Origin of the sequence: Cyclonatronum sp. (assembly GCF_022565315.1) — a bacterium.
In the GTDB taxonomy this organism is placed as follows: Bacteria; Bacteroidota; Rhodothermia; order Balneolales; family Cyclonatronaceae; genus Cyclonatronum.
Window position 1 is genome coordinate 1 of sequence record NZ_JAIUMX010000069.1, and the last position, 19,407, is coordinate 19,407.

The window sequence follows — 19,407 nt, forward strand, 5'->3', positions numbered from 1 at the left end:
AAAAACCCCGAAAACCCAAAAATGTCATATCGAACGCTTCTCAGCTTGCGGGAGCAAACCGGAGGCACGGAGAGCGGAGTGTCAACCATTTTGGACGAAGCATCATGTGAGATATCTCCGAAGGTGGTTTAAGCTGGGAGCCGGCAGGGTGCGGAGCCAGCTTTTTCGGCGGACCTCACCCCAACCCCTCTCCTGAAATTACCACGAGGCCTTAGGGGCCTGGTCTTCAGGAGAGGGGCTTTTTTTTCGGGGTGGTTTTGGGGTTCGAGGCCTTGGCTGCGGCTTTTTTTCCTTCGCTGCAAAGAGCTGACAGGTTTTGAAAACCTGTCAGCTCTTGCCCCATAAGCCGTTTACCAAACCCACTCCGTCATCCCGAAAACGCCCGCTTGGTGCTTTTAAACTGTCATAGAATCTTGCCGGCGTTATCCGGGACCTACCAGTTTCGCTTTGCTGCTTTTTGAGATGACGGGTACCCAAAGCGCGAATGGTTTTCGCGGCTCACGAAAGCGGCAGCCGGCATGGCGGTGGGAATAATTTGGTAGGTCCCGGATAACCGTGCGGGCCGGCTTTGGGAATTGTTCTAAACGAGGGGGTGCCGCACGGTTTCCGGGATGACGGCTTGGGGGCGTTTGGCACCCGGCGCGGCGGGCCGCGCCGGGGTTTTGGGAGGTGGGGCAGCTGCGGCTTGCTACAAAGCTTGGGCTCCTGCCGGGGCGCTTCTGTGGCGTGGCGGGTACCGTGACCGCTATACGTTTATGAGCATGTTGAAGCCCCGAACCGAATGAACCGGGCTGTGCTGCGGGATTCAAATCCTGGCAGCGGTCCATTATTCTGCCGTCCGCCGACTGCGGTCTGCGGTCCGCCGTCTTTGGTCTGAATTCCTCCGTCTCTGGTCTGCATTCCGGCGACTGCTGTCCCCGGTCAACCCCGAAAAATCCGCGCAAATCCCGCCCGATCCGAAAGAATCTGCGTGCCATCAGCCTCGCGTGCTGTAAGCGGTTTTCCGTGCTTGACAATGTGCGTCAAAAGCTTCATCTTCCTAAGATAACACCGTTAACCATTGTTTAAACACCTACGCTAATTATCTGGCATGCAAACCGATCCTACAACCACAGCTGTATTTATCGACGGCGTTCGTACGCCCTTTCTGAAATCGGGTACCGCCTTCAAAAAAATGATGGCCTACGACCTGGCACGGGTTGCTATTTCGGGTCTGCTGGGCAAAACCGGCATCAGTCCGGAGGCGATTGATCACACCATTCTGGGCACCGTAATTCAGGAAGTCCGCACGGCCAACATCGCCCGTGAGGCAGCCCTTGCAGCCGGCATCCCCGATTCCAAGCCCGCGCATACGGTCACCATGGCCTGCATTTCTTCCAACCTTGCGCTCACGCAGGCCGCGGATGCCATCCGCCTCGGGCGGGCTTCGGTGGTTGTAGCCGGTGGTACGGAAACCATGAGCGATGTGCCGATCCGCGTTTCGCGCAGGCTTCGCGCCAAACTGCTGGAGGCGCAAAAGTACAAATCGCCCCTTGAGTTTCTGAAAATCCTGAAGGGCTTCAAATTTGCCGATCTCAAGCCGGAGCTGCCCGCAATTGCGGAGTTTTCCACGGGCGACACCATGGGCGCGAGCTGCGACAAACTCGCGGCCATGTTTGGCATCAGCCGCGAAGATCAGGATGCATTCGCCATCTCATCGCACAAACGCGCCGCCGCTGCGTGGGAGTCCGGCTACTATAATGATGAAGTCATTGCCCTGCAGCCCGAGCCGGGGCGCGACATGGTGCATCACGACAACGGCGTACGCGGCGATTCGAGCCCGGAAAAACTCGCCAAACTGCGGCCGGCCTTCGTGAAACCCTACGGCACGGTTACGGCGGCCAATGCTTCCTTCCTCACCGACGGCGCCTCCGCGGGATTGGTGATGTCGCAGGCCAAAGCGAAGGAGCTGGGCCTGAAGCCGAAAGCCATCATCAAAGATTATATTTTTGTTTCGCAGGATCCCAAGCATGAGCTGCTGCTGGGTCCGGCCTATGCTACGCCCCGCATTCTGGAGCGCAACGGGCTCAGCCCCGACGACATCGGCGTGTTCGAGTTTCACGAAGCATTTGCGGGGCAGATTCTCGCAAACCTGCGGGCGCTCGCCACAGACAGCTTCATGAAAGACAAGGTGAATACGAGCATCAAGCCGTTTGAAATGCCGATGGACCGCTTCAACCTGAAGGGCGGCTCGCTTTCTATCGGGCATCCGTTCGGGGCAACCGGCGTGCGGCTGGTAACCACCGCGGCCCGGCGCATGTACGAAGAAGGCGCGCGCTATGCCCTGATTGCCGCTTGTGCCGCCGGCGGACAAGGCCATGCCATGCTGCTCGAGCGCTTCGACGGGTGATGGCTTCATCCCCAAAAACCAACTTTTCAGACAGGCCACACAGCAGATGAGGTCACGGGACCCATCACCCTGCACCTGCACGAAACCCCCATTAAACTGCCAAAAAACTGCCAATATGCTTACGATAACCCGGGAAAATGCCGTTGCCTGGCTCACGCTGGATCAGCCCGGCGACAAAGTGAACACCCTCGGCAAGGAAATGATCGCCGGTTTCGGCCGGCTGCTCGATGAAATTGAAATAGATGACGGCATCAAAGCCGTTGTGCTCATCAGCGGCAAAGAAGGCAATTTTATTGCCGGCGCCGACATCAAAATGTTCGACACCTTCAGCACGCCGGAGGAATTTCAGGCCTTCATCAAAACCGGAACCGACCTGCTTGACCGCATCGAGCGGTTCGGCAAGCCCGTGATTGCGGCCATCAACGGCGGCTGCATCGGCGGCGGACTCGAGGTCGTGATGGCCTGCCACTACCGGATTGCCACCGACGACCCCGCCACCAAATTTGCCGTGCCCGAAGTGAAGCTCGGTCTGCTGCCCGGCGCCGGCGGAACGCAGCGGCTGCCGCGCCTCGTGGGCGTACCCACCGCTCTTGACATGATGCTCACCGGCAAAAACGTTTACCCGCGGCAGGCGAAGCGCATGGGGCTGGTGCAGGAACTCACCCACCGGCACGGGCTGCGGCAGGCCGCCCTGTACCGCGCCGAAAAACTCATGAAAGAAAAGCCCAAGGCCGGCAAACTGCCGCTTGCAGCGCGGCTGCTCACCAACACAGCCGCCCGCAACATCGCCTTCAGCAAGGCCCGCGAAACCGTGATGCGGCAAACACAGGGCAACTACCCCGCGCCGCTGCGCATCATCGACAGCGTGAAAGCGGGCCTCACCCTCAGCCGCGAAAAAGGCTTCGAAACCGAGCGACGGCTCTTCAGCGAGTTGGCCTTTACCCCGGAATCGGCCGCCCTGCGCAGCCTGTTTTTCGGGATGCAGAGCGTCAAAAAAAATCCGCTGCAGGGCAAAGACCGCAAAGTTGAGCGCATCGGCGTGCTGGGCTCCGGCCTTATGGGCGGCGGCATCGCCGACGTAAGCGCGGCCAACGGCTACCGCGTTGCCCTTAAGGACCGCGACACGGCATCGTCGGTAAAAGGCTTTGAAGCCATCCGCCGCGAAACCGACAAAAAAGTGAAGAAACGCATCATGTCCACGTTTGAGGGGGATGCGCACCTTGCGCGCATCACGCCCACCGGCTCGTACGAACATTTCCGGGACATCCCGATTGTGATCGAGGCCGTTTTTGAAGACCTCAAAATCAAGCACGCCGTACTCAAAGAGGTCGAGGCCGTTTCGCCGGACGCCATTTTTGCCAGCAACACCTCCTCCCTGCCCATAGCCGATATCGCCAAAGGCGCGAAAAAACCGGAGAACGTGGTGGGCATGCACTACTTCAGCCCGGTGCAGAAAATGCCGCTGCTGGAAATCATCAAAACCGATCAGACCTCCGAAGAGGCCATCTCAACGGCCTATGAAATCGGGGTTCGGCAGGGCAAAACGGTGATCGTGGTCCACGATGGACCCGGTTTCTACACCACGCGCATCCTCGCGCCCTTCATCAACGAGGCGCTGCTGCTGCTCGAAGAAGGCGCAGCGATAGAAGACATCGACCGTGCCATGAAACAGTTCGGATTCCCCGTAGGCCCGATTGTGCTGATAGATGAAGTCGGCATCGATGTGGCCGCACACGTTGCCGATGTGCTTGGCCCCATGTTCCGGGAGCGCGGCGCGAAGCCCTCTGAAACCGCGCGCAAGTTGTACGACGAAGGCTACCGAGGCCGGAAAAACGCAAAAGGCTTTTACCGCTATGCCGAAGGCAAAGGCAAGAAGAAGGAAGTAAACATCGACATCTACACGCATTTTGGCGGAAGCAGCCGCAGGAAAATCGCTGCCGAAGTAATTCAGCAGCGCATGAGCAGCGTGATGCTGAACGAAGCGCTGCTGTGCCTGCAGGAAAAAATTCTGGACAGTGCCACCGATGGCGACCTCGGCGCGGTGCTGGGTCTCGGCTTCCCGCCCTTCCACGGCGGCCCCTTCCGCTACATCGACCTCAGGGGCGCGGATGCCATTCTGGCACAGCTCAAAGCCCTCGAACAGGAGCACGGTGCGCGCTTCACCCCGGCCCCGATTCTGGAAGAGTACGCGAAAGCAGGCCGCAAATTCCGTGAAGAGTCTTGAAAGTAATGTGGTAATGTGCTAATATGCTTTTATGCGCACAACTATAGACATACCTGAAGCCATGCTCAAACAGGCTAAAATCAAAGCTGTTGAGGAGGGCATTACCATGAAAGAACTCTTTATAAAAGCACTCAGCCGCGAGCTGGACGAAGGCGGTCCGCTGCCTGCCGGGCCTAAACCCTGGGAAAAGCTGCGCGGCACCGGCAGCACGGCGGGTTTGCAGGCCGAAGAAACCGGCTTCGAAGGCTACGCCGGCCCCGACCTGCTCAGCGGTATCGCAGTCAACGATCCCTCACAGGATTGATTCGGTTCTCCCTGAAAATCAAAAAAGCGGACTGTACAGCACAGTCCGCTTTTGTTTTTTTGGGGGTGACTTCCGTGGGCATCACGGTCTTTCGTGCTTGTGAGAAATCCCAAATCAACGGATAATCCCGTGGTTTTTGGTTCATCAATACCTCAATCCCCCAAAATGAGGTGAAAGAAAGGTAAAGGTGAAAGTCTGTTTAAATTGAGACGGAACCTGTTTTTCGGTAAATTGAAGAACAGTCGGGAGGCCTGACCTTTTTGGGCCGCGAGAACAAGGTTTCTCCCCGGCTGTTTTTTTTGCCTGTAAATACCGGAATCATTGAGAATGCATCTGCTATGTAAGGGAAATAATCGGGGGCAGGCAGTGGTGCTCTTTATTGAAGTCTGTAAGCGGTATTTTTTGCGATAAGTATCGAAAAGTGATACTTATCGCAAAAAATACCGCTAATCCGGCCTTTAGTCTGTTCTTATAATCTTGCCGGGGAATCAGCGCCGGTTCGCATTTTGGTTTGGTTCTGATTTGCTCCCCCCTCCCCCGTGTAACAAATGTAACTGAACCCCCGCCTCAGATTGGCTACCTTAAGGGAAAATCAGAAACAGCCACCTTTTCGTAATTCCGAACCATGATGAACCGCTTACTTACCAACTGGCACTTGCGCCGCGTGTTAGGTCTTGTGCTGGGCCTTATTCTGCTCACGCAGGGCATCGTGTACGGCGAAGCCCTCGCTGGTTTTCTGGCGATGTTTTTCCTGCTTCAGGCGGGCCTGAACATCGGCTGCTTCGGAGCACAGGGCTGCGCGCCTGCCGCTTACGGCAACCAAAGCAAGCAAGCCCCGGATGCTGAAATTCAGTACACCGAAGTCAAATAGGCCGCAGTCCGGATTTGCGAACACTAAACGGCACCCGATCTTAACCCACAATTATTTTTTGCTATGGAAACAAAACTTTCTTTCAAAGACATCATCAACTCAGATACCCCTGTCCTGGTCGATTTTTATGCCGACTGGTGCGGACCCTGCCGCATGATGCCGCCCATCCTCGATAAAGTCAAAAAAACCTTCGGCGACCAGCTCACCATCATCAAAATTGATGTGGACCGCAATCAGCAGGCCGCCGCCGCTTACGGCATCCGCAGCATCCCTACGCTGATTCTGTTCCAGAAAGGCGAAATCAAGTGGCAGCAGGCAGGCGTACCGCAGGCCGCACAGCTCGAGCAGCTTATCCGCGAAAAAACGGTAGCCTGATCGCAGCAAAACCGGGCGCAGTCCGCTGGCCCGTACTTATTTAAAATTGGCATTTAAGCTTTGGTTTGTGGAAATTGGCGCTCCGATTTCCACCCAACCAAAGCTTTTTTTATGCGTTTCGAAACCAGAGCCATCCATGCCGGGCTTGATTCAGCCAACGCGGCGCGCGCCATTGTGCCGCCCGTGTACCACAGCACGATTTATGAGCTGAACGAAGCCGGCAAGCAGGATGACGAACTGCTCTACTCCCGCCTTGATAACCCGAACCGGCGACAGTGGGAGGCCCTCGCGGCTTCGCTCGAAGGCGGGGCAGCTGCCGCGGCCTTTGCCTCGGGAATTGCAGCCGCCGCGGCCGTACTTCAGGCCCTCGAACCCGGCGATCACGTCATCTTCCCCGAAGACCTCTACTCAGGGCACCGCATGATGATCACCGGCCTGATGAACCGCTGGAAGCTGGAAACGAGCTTCACCGATGCCACAAATCCGGATGCCGTACGGGCCGCCATCCGGCCCAACACCCGCCTCATCTGGATGGAAACGCCCTCCAACCCCATGCTGCGCATTACCGACATCGCGGCCGTGTGCGAACTTGCCCGCAGCCGCGGCCTGCTCAGCTGCGTGGATAACACCTGGCCAACCCCGGTCAATCAGCTGCCGCTCGCGCTCGGGGCCGACCTTGTGATGCACTCTTCTACCAAATACTTCGGGGGGCACTCCGATACGCTGGGCGGGCTCGTTATCGCCCGTGAAGACGGTGAGCTCATGGAGCGCATCCGCTTCATTCAAAGGCTGGGCGGGGCCGTGCCCTCCCCGCAGGACTGCTGGATGCTCGCCCGCAGCACCCGAACGCTGGCCTACCGCATGAAGGGCCACAACGAACACGGCATGATGCTCGCCCGCTTCCTCGACACACACCCGGCCGTTGAGGCCGTGTACTACCCCGGCCTGGAAAGCCATCCCGGTTACGGGGTCGCCGCCCGGCAGATGCAGCATTTCGGCGGCATGATTTCTTTTCTGGTAAAGGGTGATGCGCCCCTCGCCCTTAAAGTGGTTTCGGGCTCAGAACTCATCAAACGTGCCACAAGCCTGGGCGGGGTGGAAAGCAGCTGGGAGCACCGCCTCAGCACCGAGGGCGAAGGCTCCAAAACCCCGGGCAACCTCATCCGCTTCAGCGTGGGCCTCGAACATCCCGAAGATTTAAAAGAAGATCTGAACCGTGCTTTATCCGTAATTTAGTGATAGCAACTGAAGCCTGTGCGCATCACAAAACAAAAGGCGCGGCCCTTCCGGACTGCGCCTCTTCATCTTATTGTACTAACAGGAAAATCAGGCTTCCCCTGAAAACGCGCTGTGCTGCGAAGCCGGCGCGTTTTCTTTTAGGGTGATGGGTACCTACTCGTACCGCAGGCTCTCGATCGGGTCGAGCTTCGCGGCTTTCATCGCCGGGTAAACCCCGAAAACGACCCCGATTAGCGTCATGCCGATCACGCCGCCGATGGCCGAGCCCCAGGGGAATACCATGCTCGAGCCGAAGTACAGCGCCGCGCCGTTGCCCAGCGCCACGCCGGCAATGATACCAATCAGGCCGCCGATCTGACACAAGGCGATAGATTCCAGCAAAAACTGCGTGGTGATTTCACGTTTCCGGGCGCCGACCGCTTTCCGCACCCCAATTTCGCGGGTACGCTCGGTTACGGATACGAGCATGATGTTCATCACCCCGATACCCGCGCCAAGCAGCACGATGCCGCCGATCACAAAACCGATGATGTACAGAAAGCCGGTAAACTGACTCAACGCCCCGCTGATCGACTGATTGGTCGCTATCTCAAAGTCGTCCGGATTTGCCGGGTCAACCTGCCGGATCAGGCGCAGCAGGCCGGTAACGCGGTCGATCGTGGCCTGTACCTCTTCGATAGAGCCCGCCCGCAGCTGAATGCTGATGTTCTGGTTTCGCCCGTACTTGTTGGCCGCAACCGTGTACGGAATGAGGGCGAAGCGGTCGAGTGAGCTGCCGAAAACGGTGCCGCGCTCTTCGGTTACCCCGATAACCGTGTAAGGGCGGCCTTCAATGCGCACCGTTTTCCCGATGGGTTCTTCAACAGGGAATAGGATTTCGGCCACTTCTGAGCCCAGCACGGTTACATTGCGCAGGTACTCCATATCCTCCGGGGTAAAGTTCCGGCCCTCTGAAATGCTGTAGGCATTGTTGGCCAGGTAAAACTCGTTGGCCCCGCGGATGTTTATATTGGGATCCGTTTCCCGGTCCGAAAACACAACGTTTGTGGTTCGGTAGGAGCGGCTCGGGTTCATTTCCGCTGACTGCGGCATCATTTCCTGCAGGCGCTCCATTTGGGAAATGGTGATGTCCTGACGGTTCCTGAAAGTGCTCCAGTCGGTCTGACCCACATTGATTGCCGGCGTTTTGGAAACGGTAATGACATCCCCGCCCATCAGGCTGAGGGTATCACGGAAGTAGGTGTCGAGCACAAGCACGGCCGTGTTCGCACTGATGATGGCAAATACACCTACCGAGATGGCAAGCAGGGTAAGTCCCGACCGCAGTTTGGATGCCCGGATGGAATCTATGGCCTGTTTAAAAACTTCTGTCAGTTGCATAATCTTATGTGATAGGATGCGTGCATGGAAGGCGGGTGATGGTTTCGGAACTCCATCACCCTAAAAAATTACTCGTAGCGCAGCGATTCGATGGGGTTGGCTTTGGCTGCCCGGCTCGAAGGCAGGTAGCCAAACAGAACGCCGATGAAGGTACAGATCAGAATGGCCTGCAGCACCGTACCCCAATCCATGTAGGCCACAAAAAACTGATTGATCAGCTGTGTGATGCCGAGGGAGAGCAGCACCCCGATAACGCCCCCTATCATGCAGATGATGACGGCCTCGGTGAGAAATTGCAGGAGAATTTCCCAGGATTTTGCCCCTACGGCCTTTCGGATGCCGATTTCTCGGGTACGCTCCCGAACTGACACAAACATGATGTTCATTACGCCGATGCCGCCAACGAGCAGCGCCAGGCCTGTGAGAAACAGCCCGATGCCGTAAATGGCCATTTTAACACCGCCCAGTTCTTCTTCAAAAAGGGACGCCTTGTTGATGGCAAAGTCGTTTTCGTCCATGGGGTCGAGTCCGCGGATCTGCCGCATGGCACCGATTACCTCGTACTCGCCCTCATAGGCTGTTTCGGCATCGGGGAACTGCGCAATCAGCCGCAGGCCAAACCGCAGGCTGAACAGGTTCCCGAATGATGATATGGGGATGATGATCACGTTGTCCATGTCTTCCATGCCCAGGAAGCTGCCCTGCTCTTCGATGGTGCCGATCACCGTAAACCGCTGACCGCTGATGCGAATTTCCTTGCCGATGGGGTCTTCATCCTCAAAAAGGGCTCTGTAAACGGTTGCGCCCATCACTGCGACCGGAGCGCCTACCTGAACATCGGTATCGCTGAAAACGCGGCCGTCGGAGAGGTCGGCGTTGGTGGTCTGGAAATACCCGGCAGTTGCCCCGATGATGAGCGGGTTATCTACCCCGCGCTCGCCGTAGCGAGCGGGGGAAGTCCGGAAAGCCGTTGCCGCAACGTTGCTAGCCGAAGGGGCAAGGCGCTGCAGAGGCTCGAGGTAGGCGAGCTGCATTTCGCGGCGGTTGCGGAACTCCCACCAGCGGTACTCGCCCCCAAAGCCCCAGGGCCATTTCTCAACATACACCACATTGTTGCCAATCATGCTCATGCTCTGCTCGAAGGCCTGATCGATACCGTCGGTAACGGTTTTCATGGTAGTAACAGAAACAATACCGATTACAATGCAGGTGGTTGTAAGCATGGCCCGCACTTTGTTGAGCCAGATGGCCGACATTGCGATACGGAAGCCTTCGCTCAGACTGATGAAAAAACGTTGCATAATGCTGCCTGATTAAAGTAGAATGGCCTTTAGAAGAAGGAGAAGTGCGCTTGTTTAATTTACAATGCGGACAGCATCGCCGTTTTTCAGCTCGCGCGAAAGGATGCGGAAACTGCCGGTTATCACTTCATCGCCGGCGCTGAGCCCGTGTATGATTTCGATATGGTTGTTGTCGCTGATACCTGTTTCAACCTGAATGCGCCGGGCTGTTCCGTCTTCGAGTACAAACACGACCCTGCGAAAATCTTCCCTGTTGCTGCGGTTTACGTTACCGTTTCCGTTGGTGCTGTTTCCATTGTCAGCTACGAGTTCGGCCGGCGTGCTGTCGGCTTCTGTTTCGGGAAGTTCATCGGGGAAGCGGTTGAAATCGCGTACCGTTACCGCCTGAATCGGCACTGAAACGACATTCTGAACGGTTTCTGTAAGGATATCAACCGTTGCCGACATGCCGGGTTTGAAGGTAGGGATGAAGCCGCTGCCGGGAAGTTCGTCAGCCTGTAGTGCTACAAGTTCGCTGCCGCTCTGAAGCAGGTTATGAGGTGTTGTAATCCGGATTTTGACCTTGTAGTTGGTCACCTGCTCAGCTGAGGTTCCGGTGATGTCGGCAGAGTTGGCGATTTCCGTTACAATACCCTCGAAGCTCCGGTTAGGAAAAGCGTCCACTTCGATGCGTGCGGTGTCGCCCAGGCTCACATTCATGATCTGGTTTTCGTTAACATCCACGATTACTTCCATCAGGTCGAGCCGTGCGATGCGCATCATTTCGGTACCGGCTGTCTGCGCGTTGCCAAGTACCCGCTCGCCGCGCTCGATAGAAAGGCGTGAGATGGTGCCGTCTTTCGGGCTTCGGATTACGGTTTGCTGGAGTTCCTCCTCAGAGCGGCGCAGCTGAGCCCGCGCACTTTGAATCTGAAATTCAGCTGCCCGCACATTAGCCTGCTGGGCTTTGAAACTGTTTGAGGAAGCCAGATAATCGAGTTCGGAAATCATCCCGCGGTCGAATAACTGCTTGTTGCGCAGGTACTCAACCTCGCTCTGAAGCATGGTGGCCCGGGCCTGTTCGAGCCGTGCCTGCTGTGTGAGCAGCATGGCGTTGAGCTCATCGATTTGCGCCTGATAGATATCGGGCTTGATGCGCAGCAGCAGATCGCCTTCCCGTACGAAGTCGCCTTCCCGCACATTCAGCTCAATCACTTCACCCGAAACATCGGGGCGGATGATAACCTGAACTTCGGGCTGAATGCGTCCGGATGCGGAAACAAGCTGCGTGATCGTGCGGATCTCAGCCTTCTCGGTGGTGACCGGTGTTTCAGTCGGGCCCTGACTGAGCAGCCCCATGCTGTTGGCAATAATGCCGCCCAGGGCGAGTACAAGAATCAGAATTACGATATAACGGATGCGGCGTTTTTTGCCGGCAGAAGAGTCCTTGCTCATAGTGGAACAATGCTTTGAATGAATAATCAGAGGGGGTGAGGCAGTGTGCCGGTGTTGCCCGGCGGATATGTTTACGTATATCCTTCTTATTTGCCTTCTATAAGCTACATTTTATATCACCGCTTACACGATAATCAAAAATACTTGTTACATCAAATATCCCGTCTGCATTACCCATCAGGCTATATCGCACACAGCCTGGCCCCGAATCAGTATTTCAGGGGAATATTCGGTATATTTTAAGGCTAATCACTTTTTTGAAAATTGTTTTTTATGTCAACAGAAGCAGAACTTAAACAGGCAGATAAAACGGCCCTTTCCGTTTTGGAAGAAGCCGGTAACCGCCGCACTTTCGCTATTATTTCCCACCCTGATGCCGGGAAAACCACCCTCACCGAAAAGCTGCTGCTCTACGGCGGCGCTATCCGGGAGGCGGGCTCCATCAAGCAGCGGAAGGCCGCCCGGCATGCTGCTTCTGACTGGATGGCGATTGAGCAGGAACGAGGTATTTCGGTAACCTCTTCGGTGCTGCGCTTCGAGAAAGACGGCATCAAATACAACCTGCTCGATACCCCGGGCCACAAGGATTTTTCCGAAGATACCCTGCGCACGCTCGTAGCGGCCGACTGTGCCCTTATGGTAATCGACTCCGCCAAGGGCGTGGAGGAACAGACCGAAAAACTGTTCGAAGTCTGCCGGCTGCGGAATATTCCGGTCATCACTTTTGTGAACAAATACGACCGGCCCGGTATGGAGCCGCTCGAAGTCCTCAGCAATATCGAGCAAAAGCTGGGCATTCATCCGGTAGCGGCAGCCTGGCCGCTGGGGTATGGCAGTGAATTCCAGGGGCTTTATGATGTAATTGACCGCAAGCTTCATTTGTACATCAAAGCAAATCACGGCGCGCAGGAAGCCGATACGGAAATTTTTGAGCTGGAAGAGGGGCTTCAAAATGCTCAGCTTTCCCCGGCTCTGAAGGAAGAATTTCGTGAAGAATGGGAGCTCATTAAAGACGAGTTTCATGAAATGGACCCCGATGACTACAACACCGGTAAAGCGACTCCGGTTTTCTTTGGCTCGGCCCTGAGCAATTTTGGCCTCGATATCTTCCTCGAGCACTTCCGCAATCTCGCCCCTACGCCGCAGCGCTATGCCGATAACAGCGACACCCTGCGGGCACTCGACGAACCTTTCTCCGGCTTTGTGTTCAAGCTGCAGGCCAACATGAACCCCGAGCACCGCGACTGTACCGCCTTTGTGCGGGTCGCAACCGGTAAGTTTGAGCGGGGTATTGAGGTAAAGGTCGATGACCTCAGCAAGAAAATCCGCATGACTTCCCCCCACACCCTCATGGCCGACGACCGCAGCCTGCTGCAGGTAGCCTACCCCGGCGATATCGTCGCCCTGTTTAACCCGGGCGAGTTCAAAATCGGGAGCACGGTGTATAAAGGGGAGAAAAAGAAGTATGATGTGATTCCGCTGTTCAGCCCCGAGCACTTCATTAAGGCCGGTTCCAAAGATCCGTTTCGAAGAAAGCAGCTGCGTGAAGGGCTTGAGCAGCTTTCCGAAGAAGGCGTGGTACACGTGTTTGAAGTGCCGAATGGTGTCGGTAATGAGCTGCTGTTAGGAACCGTAGGTGTGCTTCAGTTTGAGGTGGTGCAGCACCGCATGCTCGCCGAGTACAAGGTGGAAATGCACTACACGCCCGTGCCTTACCACACCGCACGGTGGCTGACGGAAAATGAGGAAATTATCAGTAAACTGAAGAGTGCTTTTTCCACGCACGTAACCTATGACCTTGACGGCAACCCGATTGCGCTGTTCGACAGCGCGTACGCGCTGAGTCAGGCAATAGAGAAGGTCGGGGAAGAAAACCTGTTTAAGTTTAAGCAGTAGGGAGGTCGCGTAGCATGAGCGCGCAGCAAACGCGGCTGGAAATCAGCCGTGACGGCTCACACACCGTCTGGTCAGAGACCGCCGGAAGCTATTTCCATAACCCCAACGGCGCGGTTGAGGAAAGCCTGTATGTTTATTTTGAAGTATCGGGCATCATCCGCGCCCTGCAGCGCGATGAAGATGTCTCGGTGATGGAAATCGGTTTCGGTACCGGGCTGAATCTGCTGCTGCTGGCTGATCTCGTGCATCAGCACAGGCCCGATGCACAAATCCGGTTTACCAGTGTGGAAGCATGGCCGTTGCCTGCTGAGCAGGTCGAAACCCTGAACTACAGCAGCTTTCTGAAAAACAAGGCCCTGTTTGCAGGGCTGCCCCCGGTATTTGAACAGCTTCACAGGGCAACGGGCCCGTCAAAGCCGGCTTCGGGTTCGCTGGGGGATGTGCGCTACGAGGTGTATAACTGTCCGTTCGCGAAACTCCGTTTTAAACCCAAACGCCCGTTTACGCATGTGCTGCACGATCCTTTCGATCCGGCCGTTTCGCCGGAGCTCTGGACACCGGAGGTTTTTGCCTGGCTGAAATCCCGCTGCGATGAAAGCGCGGTGCTTACTACATTTGGCGCCTCGACCGCTGCCCGTGCAAGCATGGCCAAAGGCGGCTGGCTCATAGCCCGGGCACCCGGCACACTTGGCAAGCGGGAAATGACCGTCGCTTCGCTGAGCGAAGCAAAGCTCCGCGATTTTAAGCGTCTGAACGAAGCCCGCCTGACTGAGCGCTGGGATGCAGGCGAATTCAGCCGTAAGACCTGATTTTTGCTGCAAACGGTTGCGTAGCAGGAAGCTGCGATCCTGCATTGTACACGCTTCAAAGCATCGGGCAGAAGGCGATTTTACGTTCATGGGAGCGCTTTTTTAGTATATTGAGAAATGATCACGGCCCCGATTCATCTCAATCACCCTGCCATGAAAGCTTCTGTTTCCCTCCGCTACCCGTTGCTCATTATCGCTCTGCTCGCTTTCACAGGCGCTGCATGCCGTACCACGCTTGACCTTGGTGAGGGCACCATCTTCAGGTTTGATTTCGAAGGGGAGCAGTATGAAATTATCGGCTATAATGAAGTAGAAGGCCGGGAAGAAGGGGTGAATGATTTAGTGCTTCGCGACGGTAGTACGGTTCGCCTGTGGGCACGCGACAATACGCAAGATGGCTTCATCGACAGCGTGATTCAGGGGGAAGTGAGCCTGCAGGAAGCAAACCGGATTTATCTTGCCGGTATCCGTGCTGCGATGGAGCGGGGAAGCTACAAAGAGCGGCCTTATGCCCGGCGCTTTGAGATCCTTTCCGGTTTTTACGCTTTCGATATCATCTCCCTTTCGGTCGGGGAAAATGATACGTACAACCTTTTCATCATTCGTGATATTAAAACGCAGGAAATTGTATCGGTACGCGACTTCGGCCGGGACGGCATCCTCGACGATCCGCTTATTGAGGAGGAAGAGCGCGATTTCTGGCAGCCGTTTTACACCCGCATTTTAGAGAAAGGCAGGGAGATGAACCGGATCAGTTTTGACGGGAATCAGTGGCTTGTTCATGTGCCGTAGCTGCCGGTTCAGTTTTACGGGTTTACGGAAGTCTGCTTCTGAAGCCATTCCGTCGGGGTTTCTCCTGTCTCCTTCCGGAAAACGGTTGAGAAATAGCTTGCATGCTGATAGCCCACCGCATTTGCAGCATCGGAAACCGAATAGCCTTCACTGTTTATCAGCTGACAGGCTTCCTGAATTCTGGTTTTGGTGATGTATTTGTTGAGCGGCACAGATTCAACCTTTTCCCATTTACGGTACAGCTGTGCCCTGCTGATGTACAGCGAGTCGGCTATAAGCTGTGTGGTCAGGCTGGTATTGCCCAGATGCCTCAGGATGAGTTCCTTCACTTTTTTCTCAAAAGCTGCGTCTTCGCTGGTTTTTGTGAATTGCCCTGTATCATTACCATTTAACAAGGAATCAGGCTGTGATGAACCGGAAGCCTGGGTGTATGTTTCAGTCGTCTTCGTATTATGCCGAATGAGCTTTTCACGCCTAAGCATCGCATAGATCTGCTTAAGGATGGTATCGGGATTTACTGGTTTTGTAAGATATACATCAGCTCCGCTCGACAGGCCTTTTTCAATATCCTGAAGTTCGTCTTTAGCTGAAATGAAAAGGACTGGCAGGGTTCTGAAGGCTGGCATTTCTCTGATTTTACGCACAAGCGTGATGCCGTCCATCCCGGGCATCATGACGTCTGAAATGAGCAGGTCCGGGTTCTTTTTTTTCAGCAACGGCAAAGCTTCAAGACCGTTGGCGGCCTGATAGATTACAAAATGATCTGCAAGGGCCGAAGCGATAAATATGCGGAAATCACTATTGTCCTCAACCAATAAAAGGACAGGTTTACTTTTTGCTGTTTCTTTAGCTTTAGCTTTCTCTTTCTTTTTCTCTGTTTCCGGTTTAGGCTTCTGAACAGCTGCAGGAAATAAATATGTTACCGGCTTCAGTTCAGGCCGGGAAATATCCTGGGTATCCGCCGAATCAGCGTACACGGGTTCTTCCGGCTCTTCCGTAGTTGGAGCCAAATCTCCGGGGTTGAGATGGCCGGAACCCCGCTTGAGGGTAATTTTGAATACAGCGCCCCCTGCCGGTGCATTATATGCTACGATATTTCCGCCAAGCCGCCCGGTCAGTTCTTTTACCAGATAAAGCCCGATTCCGGTTCCCTCTGCATTCCGGCCTTCGTTACCCTGATATAAGTACTCAAACACGCGTGGCAAATCTGTGTTAGAAATGCCGGGCCCCTGATCAGAAACGATACAGCTAACATGTGTTTCATCCTGCCTGATATTCACAAGAACTTCGCCTCCTTCCGGTGAATACCGAAGTGCATTATAGATCAGGTTCGTTATGATTCGCTCCCATACGCCTGTATCTACGAAAATTTCAATGGCCGGCGGTTGGGCGGTCAGTTTCAGGGAGACACTTTTCCGGCTGCTTACATCTGCTAATCTTGCAAGTTCGTTTCTTGTGAGGGATACGAGCTCTTCCCGGGTAATTTTCAGGTTTAGCGCATCTGCATTAAGCTTTGTTACCTGTAAAATCTGATCAACAAGGTTTTTTAGCCGATAGCTGTTGTCTTGTACGATGCTGAGGTAGTCCTGCAAAATTGGATCCTGCTGCATTGCAGGATGACGCCTCACTTCTGCGAGTGGCCCGGTAATCAGGGATATGGGGGTTTTGAGCTCATGGCTAATGCTGGTGAAAAGACGGCTGCGTGCTACAGACGCTTTTCGAACTTCAGCTGAAGCCTTTTTTAACTCACGCGTTTTCTCATCAATCTGACGGCTCAGAAACTGTTCTTTTGTCTCCATAGATTTGACCCTCAGTTTGTAAATCCCGCCGAGCAATATCAGGATGCCAAGTGCACAGAAAAAGTAGAAAAGGGTGGTTTCGTAGAAAAAAGAAGGTACACTAAGTGGTATAAGCACCTCTTTGTAATATCCGTCGAAGCCGGCGGCTGTTACCAGAAAGCTGTAATTACCCGGAGGCACATTGGTATAAAACGCGGTTCGGTTATTCCCGGCAAGCTGTGGCGTGCGGTCGAAACCAATCAGCTGATAGCTGAAAATAATTCCGTTTGGGTTTTCAAAATTGGGAAGGGTAAAATGAATACGAAAATCGCGTTCACCCGGATCAAGGTGGATGCCTTTGCCGCTTCCGGCCGTGGTTCTGTAGGTTTGCCCGGCGGTTTCGATTCTGTCAATAATTGGTTGGCTTATTAAACGGGGATAGACCGCCTGCAGCGCAGACGGGTTAATAACAATGAGCCCGGCCTGATTCGGAAACACAATGAGCCCGTTGCTTAGCTGCAAACCGGCATTGTCAACGCCTCCGTTGCCCTCCCTGTTATGAAGCCCGTTGTTTTCATTTAGCTTGAGTGGTGTGAGGGTATATGTATCGCCCCGCACAAATGCATGAAGCTGTTCAAGCGATGTGCGCATGATCCCACCGTTGGTGTTAATCCACAGGTAGCCGTACCTATCCGGAATGATGCGATGCAACGCATTACTTATCAACCCGTTATGTCGGGTTATGGTTGTGCTGCTGATAGTAGCTTCGTCGCCGAAATTTATGAAGTTTAACCCGTGATCTTCAGTAGCAAGCCAGATGCGCTGGTCGGTTTCAGGGTAAATATCACGGATAAAATTACTGCTTAATCCCTCCCTCGTTGTGTATCTCTTCCAGCTCCAGTCGGGCTTTAAAATAAACAGCCCGAAACCGTTGGTGCCCAATAACAAGGTTCCGTCGCTTAGCTCGCGGATAACTCGTACGAAATTAAATTTTTGGCCGGTTAATTCTTCAAGCAGCCGGAATTCACCTTGTTGCTTCACAAGCATTCCTGCAGGAGTTCCCATCAGAAGCAGGCCGCTTTGTGTACGGTGCATTGCGTCAACGCGGGAATCTGTACCGGGGAATAACGACCTGAACCAGTCCTGATGGACCCATTTGCCGTTTTCATGCATCCACAGCCCGGGGCTGAAAAGGGACTTGTAAAGCTGATCTTCCTGTTCGTCATAAAAAAGAAAACGGCTCCTGTCTAAAGGAAAGTCACCAAAATCCACACGGCTTATGGTTACTTCTGATTCCGAGAAATGCACGGTGCCGTCAATCAGGTTTCCTGCCAGTATATCACCTCCCGGCAATTCAATAACTGAATAAATGTTCTGTACAGGTATGGATTCAATCTGTGTGATGTTCCTCACCGGACTCCGCTTTATCTGGTACAGGCCGGTATTGTACGTAAAAACCCAAATCGTGCCTTCCTGATCATAGAAGCCACCCATGATTTGAGGATCTGAGAGGATGAGCTGACCGTCAATCCGTAAAGTTTTAGAATCTATTTCAAGCAAACTGCCCATTTGCTGCAAGTAGTAACTTCTTACGGTATCAGGATGCGTACCCAGAATCATCCCAAGTTCAGTACCCAGCGCCATGAACTGCGGCAATATCCGGTGCTGTAACCTGAAAGGATGCGGTTCATCCGGATTGAATATGCGGAATTGCTTACCGTCAAATGATGAGACAATTCCGTAAGTGGTACCCAGCCATAGCAATCCTTCTTCATCAATACCGATGTTCTGAACCCTGTTGTTGCCCAGTTCAGGGTATTCAACCGCATTAAACACTTTAAATTCGTATCCGTCGTAACGTACCAGGCCATCGAGGGTGGCCATGTATATAAAACCGTCGCCCTTCTGCACCATCCCGATAACAGAGTTGAGGGGCAGCCCGTCTATTGTTGTATAGTGCTTGATTATGTACTCAGGGTGTTGACCGGCCTGAAAAAACTGCAGCGGTCCGGCAATGGCTGCCCATATCAGGGAAAGGAGTATTGAAGGGAGCATATACGGGTTGAGATGATATTAAAACTTTGTGAGGAAAAAATTGAATATAATGAGACATATTTTGAATTCAATATCCTTAGTTTAAATCCGTAATTAAATACCATTGAAGCACAACGTAAGGCTCTGTCTCGTGAAAGAACAGAGCCTTTTTTTTGCTTTCAGTTTTTTGACTGCCCGCAGGCTCCCGCTCACGGGTTTAGAAAGGCGGGTGGGTATTGCCGGTGAAATCCCGTAGCCTGCTGCCAGGCATCCGCAACCCGAAGCAGTTTTCCCTCTTCAAACAACTGCGCATTAAACGTAATGCTCACCGGCATGCCGGTTTCGGTAAAGCCGTTCGGAACCACAACCGTGGGGTGACCCGTAAGGTTGGTAATCACCAGATTGCCGCCCGCAAAGGAGGGCGTCAGGTACACATCAACATTCCGAAGGGCTTCGTGCATGGCGTTGATCAGCTGCGTACGGGCGCGGTTGGCCTGTATGTACTCAACCGCAGGCACAAATCGGGCTGTGCGGAACACGTTGGGCCAGGCCTGAATCATCTGCCGCACCATCAGGCTGTC

Annotated in this window: 13 protein-coding genes and 1 pseudogene; 9 read left to right on the top strand and 5 right to left on the bottom strand. The window is 54.3% G+C overall.

The window, feature by feature from the left end:
• Positions 1-1,090 precede the first annotated feature (1,090 nt).
• The 6 genes from LAT75_RS10765 (at position 1,091) to LAT75_RS10790 (ending at position 7,399) form a co-directional block, all read left to right on the top strand.
• On the top strand, positions 1,091-2,389 hold the full coding sequence (locus tag LAT75_RS10765; protein ID WP_291482667.1) for a thiolase family protein: 1,299 nt from the start codon (positions 1,091-1,093) through the stop codon (positions 2,387-2,389).
• Positions 2,390-2,504: 115 nt separating this feature from the next.
• A complete protein-coding gene (locus LAT75_RS10770; protein ID WP_291482668.1) occupies positions 2,505-4,613 on the top strand; it encodes a 3-hydroxyacyl-CoA dehydrogenase NAD-binding domain-containing protein in 2,109 nt (702 codons plus the stop codon).
• A gap of 31 nt (positions 4,614-4,644) precedes the next feature.
• Positions 4,645-4,917, top strand: coding sequence for a hypothetical protein (locus tag LAT75_RS10775; protein ID WP_291482669.1), 273 nt, complete (start codon positions 4,645-4,647; stop codon positions 4,915-4,917).
• 625 nt (positions 4,918-5,542) lie between these two features.
• Positions 5,543-5,788, top strand: coding sequence for a hypothetical protein (locus tag LAT75_RS10780; protein WP_291482670.1), 246 nt, complete (start codon positions 5,543-5,545; stop codon positions 5,786-5,788).
• A 63-nt stretch (positions 5,789-5,851) separates the two neighbouring features.
• Entirely contained in the window at positions 5,852-6,163 is a 312-nt protein-coding gene (gene trxA, locus LAT75_RS10785; protein WP_291482671.1) for a thioredoxin, read from the top strand.
• Positions 6,164-6,274: 111 nt separating this feature from the next.
• A complete protein-coding gene (locus tag LAT75_RS10790; RefSeq protein WP_291482672.1) occupies positions 6,275-7,399 on the top strand; it encodes a PLP-dependent transferase in 1,125 nt (374 codons plus the stop codon).
• A 156-nt stretch (positions 7,400-7,555) separates the two neighbouring features.
• Here the strand turns inward: LAT75_RS10790 and LAT75_RS10795 are convergent, their stop codons facing one another.
• From LAT75_RS10795 to LAT75_RS10805, 3 genes are all read right to left on the bottom strand, one after another.
• Entirely contained in the window at positions 7,556-8,782 is a 1,227-nt protein-coding gene (locus tag LAT75_RS10795; RefSeq protein WP_291482673.1) for an ABC transporter permease, read from the bottom strand.
• Positions 8,783-8,850: 68 nt separating this feature from the next.
• The gene (locus tag LAT75_RS10800; RefSeq protein ID WP_291482674.1) at positions 8,851-10,083 is read right to left on the bottom strand and encodes an ABC transporter permease; all 1,233 of its coding nucleotides are present in this window, start codon (positions 10,081-10,083) and stop codon (positions 8,851-8,853) included.
• Positions 10,084-10,137: 54 nt separating this feature from the next.
• On the bottom strand, positions 10,138-11,517 hold the full coding sequence (locus LAT75_RS10805) for an efflux RND transporter periplasmic adaptor subunit (RefSeq protein ID WP_291482675.1): 1,380 nt from the start codon (positions 11,515-11,517) through the stop codon (positions 10,138-10,140).
• 273 nt (positions 11,518-11,790) lie between these two features.
• On the opposite strand from LAT75_RS10805, the gene LAT75_RS10810 reads away from it, so the two are divergent.
• From LAT75_RS10810 to LAT75_RS10820, 3 genes are all read left to right on the top strand, one after another.
• Complete coding sequence (locus LAT75_RS10810) at positions 11,791-13,413, top strand: peptide chain release factor 3 (protein WP_291482676.1); 1,623 nt, start codon at positions 11,791-11,793, stop codon at positions 13,411-13,413.
• A gap of 14 nt (positions 13,414-13,427) precedes the next feature.
• Complete coding sequence (locus LAT75_RS10815) at positions 13,428-14,222, top strand: MnmC family methyltransferase (RefSeq protein ID WP_291482677.1); 795 nt, start codon at positions 13,428-13,430, stop codon at positions 14,220-14,222.
• A gap of 153 nt (positions 14,223-14,375) precedes the next feature.
• On the top strand, positions 14,376-15,014 hold the full coding sequence (locus tag LAT75_RS10820; protein WP_291482678.1) for a hypothetical protein: 639 nt from the start codon (positions 14,376-14,378) through the stop codon (positions 15,012-15,014).
• Positions 15,015-15,028: 14 nt separating this feature from the next.
• Here the strand turns inward: LAT75_RS10820 and LAT75_RS10825 are convergent, their stop codons facing one another.
• Together LAT75_RS10825 and LAT75_RS10830 are read right to left on the bottom strand one after the other, a co-directional pair.
• Positions 15,029-18,847, bottom strand: a complete 3,819-nt coding sequence (locus LAT75_RS10825) for a response regulator (RefSeq protein ID WP_291482679.1) — start codon at positions 18,845-18,847, stop codon at positions 15,029-15,031.
• Between the two features lie 188 nt (positions 18,848-19,035).
• Positions 19,036-19,407 (bottom strand): annotated as a pseudogene (locus tag LAT75_RS10830) (amidase family protein); the annotation flags it as partial.